Origin of the sequence: Sulfurihydrogenibium yellowstonense SS-5 (assembly GCF_000173615.1) — a bacterium.
GTDB lineage: Bacteria > Aquificota > Aquificia > Aquificales > Hydrogenothermaceae > Sulfurihydrogenibium > Sulfurihydrogenibium yellowstonense.
The window spans coordinates 1-6,796 of the sequence record NZ_ABZS01000088.1; the positions used below are offsets into that span (position 1 = coordinate 1).

The following is a 6,796-nucleotide window of genomic DNA, read 5'->3' on the forward strand; positions in this document are numbered from 1 at the left end:
TTTCTTTCTCATCTTTATCCCTCCGATTTTCATAATTTTAAATTCTTATATTATATTTTCCCATGTTTCTTTTAGCTTGTACAGCAGGAAAAATTAAAAAGTAGAAAACCAAAGCATACTATTTAACATATGCTAAAATTTTTAAATTATATAAAAAAGCTTAGAGGTGATAAGAAAATTGGCATCTAATAAGAATGTAGCTCTTTCCGGAATGATTGGAAATATTTTAGAATGGTATGATTTTACTTTATATGGCTATCTTGCTGTAATTTTATCTCAGTTATTCTTCCCATCAGAAAACGAAACCTTATCACTTCTTGCATCATTTGGGGCGTTTGCTGTAGGTTTTTTCTTTAGACCTCTTGGCTCTGTCTTATTTGGATATATAGGCGATAAGTACGGAAGAAAAAAGGCTTTGATAGTCTCTATCTTTTTGATGGCTATACCAACATTTTTGATAGGATTACTTCCAACCTATCAGCAGATTGGTATTTTAGCTCCAATATTACTTACTTTTTTTAGAATACTTCAAGGGCTGTCAACAGGAGGAGAGTATACAACTTCCGTTACGTTTGTGGTAGAGCATGCACCAAAAGACAGAAGAGGCTTTTTTGGAAGTATAAATTTACTTGGTGCGGTAATTGGAATTATGTTTGGCTCTTTGATGGGAGCGTTTTTAAATAATACTTTCGATAAAGAAACCTTGCATGATTGGGGCTGGAGAGTTGGATTTTTATTTGGAATAGTATTGGCTATAGTAGGAGTACACATTAGAAAAAATACATCAGAAACACCGGAGTTTTTAGCAATGGAGGAAGAAAACAAAACGAAAAATCCACTACTAAAAACATTCATACACCATCCAAAAGAATTTTTAATCTCTATCATCTATAGCAGCTTACAAGGTGTAGCGTTTTTCTTATTGTTTCTCTATATGCCAACGTTTTATAGCAAAGTGCTAAAATTTGAGATGTCAAAGGCTTTATTTATAAATAGCTTTGCGATGTTTGTTTTGATAATCTTAATACCTGTCATGGCTCATTTGTCAGACAAGTACGGCAGAAAGCCATTTTTATTGGCATCTACGTTTTTATATTCAGTGGCTTCTGTATTTTTATTTAAAGCAATTATATCAGGTGATATCCGTATCATTGTAATGTCTCATGTTGCGTTTGCTTTAATATCATCACTGTTTATGTCTATACTTCCTACATTTTTGGTAGAAAACTTTCCGCCGGATGTAAGAAATACTGCGTTTTCTGTTGGATATAACATATCTCTTGGAATATTTGGCGGAACAGTTCCTATGGTTGCTACTCTTTTAATTCAAAAAACCGGCGTTTTATACTCTCCGGCTGTTTATCTATCTGCAGTTGCATTTATATGTTTTCTTACTACTTTATTTATAAAAGAGTCTTTCAAAAATGAAATATAGGTGATTAACATGCCGGTATTAACTAAAAAAACAGTTCATGATTACTTAAAGCTTCCGGAAGGCTCGCCATATCAACTTATCCAAGGGAAGCTTGTTATAAGTCCAGCTCCAAGCATTTTTCATCAAAAGATATCAAAAAGAATTTTTCAGATTTTGTATAAAAATATAGAAAACGACCAAAAAGGAGAGGTATTTTACTCTCCAGTAGATGTATACTTAGACGAAGAGAACGTATTCCAGCCAGATTTAGTGGTTGTTTTAAAAGATGGTAAAGCTAAAATAGAAGAAAAAGGAATAATTGGAGCTCCTAATGTAGTAATAGAAGTTTTATCTCCTTCGAGTGCATACTATGATTTGGTTGAAAAAAAGGAAGTATATCAAAAATACGGTGTAAAAGAGTATTGGATTGTTGACCTAAAAAGAAAAACAGTAGAGATTTATAAAAACTCTGACAATGAGTTTGTCCTTGTAGCTTCTGCAAGGGAAAACGGTAAAGTGTTTTCCGAAATTCTGAGTTTAGAATTTGATTTAAATGATATTTTTAAAGAGGAGTAGAGAATGGCAAAAATAGTTAAATTTGGTAATTTTGAAGAAAAGCCGGATGAAAATAAAGAAAAAGTTATTGATGAAGTAGTTTCTCAGTCTCAAACTGATGAAGAAATGCAGATAAAAAAAGCTGTAGAGGAGCATATTCTTGTTAATTTTGCAGTAAAAGAAGTTCTTGAGATGGATATTGTTTACAAAATAAACAAAGCTGATATTGGAGTCATTGGGACAGTAGTTTATGAGCATAAGAGAAGAGGAGGTCCTTTTATAGCAGATTTTATAGCAAAAGGATATAAAAACAAAAATCAGTATATAATAGATACATTGGCTTTTGAAGCAGGTGAACCTGATTTATACAGAGATATATTTAATATATTGAAAGCTAAGAAAGCTTTACCGGAAATTGATTAAAGAGAGGTTTTTAAAATGGGCTTACCAAGTTTAAGAATAGGAAAATATGAATTTGAATATCCAATAATTCAAGGTGGAATGGGCGTTGGTATATCGTGGGAAAATTTGGCAGGCAATGTTTCTAAGCATGGATGCTTAGGAGTTGTATCGTCCGTTGGAACAGGATACAGATATCCTAACTATGTAAAACTAAAAGATGGAAGACCAATAGGAAGTAAGTATATTCATAACAAAGAAGCTTTAACAAAAATAATACAAGATGCAAAAGAGATAGCAGGTGGAGAAAAAGCTATAATAGGCGTAAACATTCTCTGTGCCATTACAGAGTATGATAGGGTCGTTAGAGATTCTATTGAAGCCGGTGCTAAGATAATAATCTCCGGTGCTGGATTGCCACTTAGACTTCCTGAATATGCGGAAGGTTCTGATGCTGCTCTTGTGCCGATTGTATCTTCTGCAAGGGCTTTAAGGGTAATCTGTAAACACTGGAAAAAGAAATATAACAGACTTCCTGACGCAGTAGTGCTTGAAGGTCCATTATCCGGAGGTCACCAAGGGATACCTTACGAAGACTGTTTTAAGCCGGAATATCAGTTAGAAAATCTTCTTCCTGAGGTTTTAAAAGAAAGGGACATGTGGGGAGATTTTCCGGTCATAGTTGCAGGTGGAATTTGGAGTAAAGAAGATATTGAATGGTATATTTCGCAAGGTGCTGCCGGCGTTCAGATGGGTACAAGGTTTGTTGGAACTTATGAATGTGATGCATCACCAGAATTTAAAAAAGTCATCATAAATGCAAAAAAGGAAGATATAGTTTTACTTAAATCACCTGTTGGCTATCCGGCAAGGGGAATTGTAACAAAGCTTATAAAAGATATTGAAAAAGGAGCAGCTCCTGAAGTTAAATGTACGTCTAACTGCGTGGTCCCATGTAATCATGGAGAAGAAGCTAAAAAAGTTGGATACTGTATAGCGGACAGGCTTGGAGATGCTTACCTTGGAAGAGTAGAAACTGGATTATTCTTCTCCGGTGCTAATGGATATAGAATTAAAAGATTAGTCCATGTGAAAGATTTAATAAGAGAGCTTGTTGAAGGAATACCATCCGGACAGGAAGAGCCGGAAGAAAGCTTAATAGTAAAATGAAATTAGAAGGAATCATCCAAGACCAGCTTAACAGTTTATTAGAGATAAAAACAGATGATGGATATACCATAGAATCTGTCCATTATAGGACTACTTTATGCGTTTCATCTCAGGTTGGATGTTCGGTCAGATGTGCATTCTGTGCATCTGGCTTAAATGGTCTTATGAGAAATCTTTCATCACAAGAGATTATTAATCAATACGAAATAGCAAAAGACAAAGGATTTGAGATTACAAACATAGCCTTTGCCGGAATTGGTGAACCACTACTTAACTTTGAAAATGTTAAACAAGCATTTGATTACTTTAAGTCTATTGGTTTAAAAGTTAGCTTTTATACAACAGGATTTCCCATAAAATACTTTAAAGAGCTACTTCATCTAAATCATGATGGACTGACATTATCTCTACATTCAGTTTTAGAAGAAAAAAGAAAATCCTTGATTCCAAACTCTCATAGCATAGAAGAATTAATTCAAGTCTTTGAAAATCATTTAAAAACTTTATCAAGCAGGAAAAGAAAGCTTTACTCTATTGGATATCTGCTAATTTATGGAGAAAATGACTCTGACGAAGAGTTAGAGGCTTTGGCAAACATTGCAAAAAGATTAAACATCGGAGTTTTTTTGCTTAAATACAACGAGATAGAAAGTTTGCCATTTAAGACCACTCCGGATGAAGAGTACGAAAAAGCATTTTTAAAGCTAAAAAGCAATGGAGTTAGAACAACTTTATCTAATAGATACAGAACAAGAAAAATAGGCGGTTGTGGTACTTTGATGGTAAATAGGTTAGTGGGAGTTTAAATCACTCCACTCTTTAAAATATCATGAATATGAACTATCCCTATTGGCTTACTGTTTTCAACCACAGGAAGGACTGTTATGTTATATCTTTCCATTAACTCCAATGCCTGAAGAACATACCAATGCTTTTCAGCTACCTTGGGATTTTTTGTCATAGCATCTTTTGCGAAAGAATTGTCTATACTACCACCTTTATTTATAAATCTTCTTAGGTCGCCATCTGTTATAATTCCCACTAAATTATCATTTTTATCAACTATCAAAACAGCACCTAAGCCTTTTTCTGACATTTCAATGATGGCTTCTTTCAAAGGTGTATCTGTATAAGATAATGGCAGGTCTTTTCTCATGATATGCTCAACTTTCATAAGCTTTTTACCAAGAGAACCACCTGGATGAAATTTTGCAAAATCCTCTTCTTTAAAACCTCTTAATGTAAGCAATGCTACTGCCAAAGCATCACCAAGAACAAGCGTTGCAGTTGACGTTGAAGTTGGTGCTAAATTCAGCGGACAGGCTTCTTTGTCAACGTTTAAATATAAAACCACATCAGAATATTTTGCCAAAGTAGAGTCTTTTTTATTTGTTATAGAGATTATCTTGTTTCCCCATCTTTTTAAAATTGGAATAATTGCGATTAATTCCGGAGTTTCACCACTGTTTGAGATGGCTAAAATCAAGTCTTCTTTTTCCACCATCCCAAGGTCGCCATGAATGGCTTCAGCCGGATGCAAGAAAAATGAAGGTGTACCCGTTGATGAAAAAGTGGAAGAAATTTTTTTGCCTACGATTCCTGATTTGCCAATTCCTGTTATTACAACTTTACCTTTACAATTTAAAATTAAGTTTACAGCCTTTTCAAAATTTTCGTCTAATGAGTCTTTAAGTCTGTTTAGGGCATTTATCTCCTCATCTATTGTTTTTTTTGCAATATCCAAAATCAATTTAATTCAGCCTCAGGCATTGTTAGATTTTCTTTTGACCCACAGCCATTACATCCACCACAGCTTTTTTGTGGCTTAATCATTCCTTTTTCTTCAAGCTCTTTGAAGCTAATTTCAATCGTATCATTTTCTTCATTTATCAGGATTATTTTCTCTCTTATAAAATCGTAGTATTTAACTATATAATCTTTGCCGTCCCAATTGATGGTTGAACCAATTTCCGGAAGGTCTTTTTTAATCTCGTAATTTCCAAGTTCATAAGTCAAACAGCACATAAGCCTTCCGCAGATTCCTGTAAACTTTGCCGGTGTTGGTGGAAGATTTTGGTCTTCTAAAATTTCTACAGAGATATTTTCAAATTTATCTAAAAATACATTACAGCAACATTGTTGACCACATATGCCAATTGCACCTGCGATTTGAACCCCATCCCTCACTCCAACCTGCCTCATCTCTATTCTCATCTTTATCCTTTTAGCAAGGATCTTTACAAGCTCTCTGAAATCCACTCTACTTTCTGCAGTATAATAGAAAATTACTTTACTTCTGTTTATTGGTATGTAAGCTTTTAAAAGATTCATCTTTAAGCCTTGCTTACTTGCTTCTTCTTTACAAGTTTCAAGATGCCTCTGAGCTTCGTTTTCGTAAGCATCAAACTTCATAATATCTTCTTTTGTCGCCTTTCTAAGAAATTTATAATTTTTTAATTCCGGTGTGTAAACCGTATTACCAAGAACTAAAACAAGCTCCTCACCTTTTTCTGATTCAATAACTACAAAATCCCCTTTTTTTATACTTACCGGAACCTCTACCTCGGAAAATTTGTTTGTATCAAAGAACCTTATTCTTACCGGTTTTATGTTATTCATACAATGCTCCTTTTTGAGTTAGTCTAATATAAAAGCTTTCAACAATCAATTTTTTCTTAACACCCTTTCTTAAACTTGTAATAGCTAATCTATACTGATTTAAAAATTTTTGATAGCTGTCAATATCTTTTAAATCTTTACTATGCTTAATGTAGAATTTAAAAATTATATCAAAAAAAAGATTTACATCTTCTGTATCCATTTTGTCTATCTTGGCTGCGATTGAAAATATGCCTTCCGGATGTTTTTTATTTATCAAAATTCCAACAAAATCTTTAGCCCATACATAAATATCCTCTTTTTTCAATAGCGTAGAAGCAATGCATAAACTTCCATCCGATATATCAGCAAGCTCTTTTATCTTTTTTTCATCACTTAATTTTAGGCTTAAAATATCAACCACATCCTGATGGCTCAACTTTCTAAATCTAATTTTTTTTAGCCTAGAAACTATTGTAGGAAGAAGCTGATTTTGGTTAGAGGTTGTAAGTATGATTAAAGTGTTTGACGGTGGTTCTTCCAAGGTTTTTAGCAATGCATTTGCACTTTCTGTATTTAAATTTTCTGCCTTTTCTATGATTAAAACCTTTCCTTTTAAAGACTTTAAAGAAAGAAAGCTTATAGCTTCTCTAATTTGGT

At 33.5% G+C, this 6,796-nt stretch carries 8 protein-coding genes; 5 read left to right on the forward strand and 3 right to left on the reverse strand.

Annotated features, from left to right (window positions below):
* The first annotated feature begins 178 nt into the window (after positions 1-178).
* Genes SULYE_RS04670 through SULYE_RS04690 form a run of 5 tightly spaced genes read left to right on the forward strand, consistent with a single transcriptional unit; the run spans position 179 to position 4,344 of the window.
* Positions 179-1,435 (forward strand): MFS transporter, encoded by a 1,257-nt coding sequence (locus SULYE_RS04670; protein ID WP_007547015.1) that lies wholly within the window; start codon positions 179-181, stop codon positions 1,433-1,435.
* A gap of 9 nt (positions 1,436-1,444) precedes the next feature.
* Complete coding sequence (locus SULYE_RS04675) at positions 1,445-1,990, forward strand: Uma2 family endonuclease (RefSeq protein WP_007547017.1); 546 nt, start codon at positions 1,445-1,447, stop codon at positions 1,988-1,990.
* Between the two features lie 3 nt (positions 1,991-1,993).
* Positions 1,994-2,392: a hypothetical protein gene (locus tag SULYE_RS04680; protein ID WP_007547019.1), complete on the forward strand. Its 399-nt coding sequence runs from the start codon at positions 1,994-1,996 to the stop codon at positions 2,390-2,392.
* Positions 2,393-2,407: 15 nt separating this feature from the next.
* Positions 2,408-3,538: an NAD(P)H-dependent flavin oxidoreductase gene (locus tag SULYE_RS04685; RefSeq protein ID WP_007547021.1), complete on the forward strand. Its 1,131-nt coding sequence runs from the start codon at positions 2,408-2,410 to the stop codon at positions 3,536-3,538.
* Positions 3,535-4,344 (forward strand): radical SAM protein, encoded by an 810-nt coding sequence (locus SULYE_RS04690; protein ID WP_007547022.1) that lies wholly within the window; start codon positions 3,535-3,537, stop codon positions 4,342-4,344. Before SULYE_RS04685 ends, SULYE_RS04690 begins: the two co-directional genes overlap by 4 nt.
* Here SULYE_RS04690 and SULYE_RS04695 read toward each other — a convergent pair.
* From SULYE_RS04695 to SULYE_RS04705, 3 genes are all read right to left on the reverse strand, one after another.
* On the reverse strand, positions 4,341-5,288 hold the full coding sequence (locus SULYE_RS04695; protein WP_007547023.1) for a KpsF/GutQ family sugar-phosphate isomerase: 948 nt from the start codon (positions 5,286-5,288) through the stop codon (positions 4,341-4,343). The genes SULYE_RS04690 and SULYE_RS04695 overlap by 4 nt on opposite strands.
* Positions 5,285-6,157: a PSP1 domain-containing protein gene (locus SULYE_RS04700; RefSeq protein WP_007547024.1), complete on the reverse strand. Its 873-nt coding sequence runs from the start codon at positions 6,155-6,157 to the stop codon at positions 5,285-5,287. The genes SULYE_RS04695 and SULYE_RS04700 overlap by 4 nt, the downstream gene beginning before the upstream one ends.
* On the reverse strand, positions 6,150-6,796 hold a 647-nt coding region (locus SULYE_RS04705; protein ID WP_007547025.1), incomplete at its 5' end, for a hypothetical protein. The genes SULYE_RS04700 and SULYE_RS04705, both read right to left, overlap by 8 nt.

Coding starts and splice junctions, on each gene's coding strand:
- SULYE_RS04675 (WP_007547017.1), top strand. CDS start 1,445: ATGCCGGTATTAACTAAAAAAACAGTTCATGATTACTTAAAGCTTCCG.
- SULYE_RS04680 (WP_007547019.1), top strand. CDS start 1,994: ATGGCAAAAATAGTTAAATTTGGTAATTTTGAAGAAAAGCCGGATGAA.
- SULYE_RS04685 (WP_007547021.1), top strand. CDS start 2,408: ATGGGCTTACCAAGTTTAAGAATAGGAAAATATGAATTTGAATATCCA.
- SULYE_RS04690 (WP_007547022.1), top strand. CDS start 3,535: ATGAAATTAGAAGGAATCATCCAAGACCAGCTTAACAGTTTATTAGAG.
- SULYE_RS04700 (WP_007547024.1), bottom strand. CDS start 6,157: ATGAATAACATAAAACCGGTAAGAATAAGGTTCTTTGATACAAACAAA.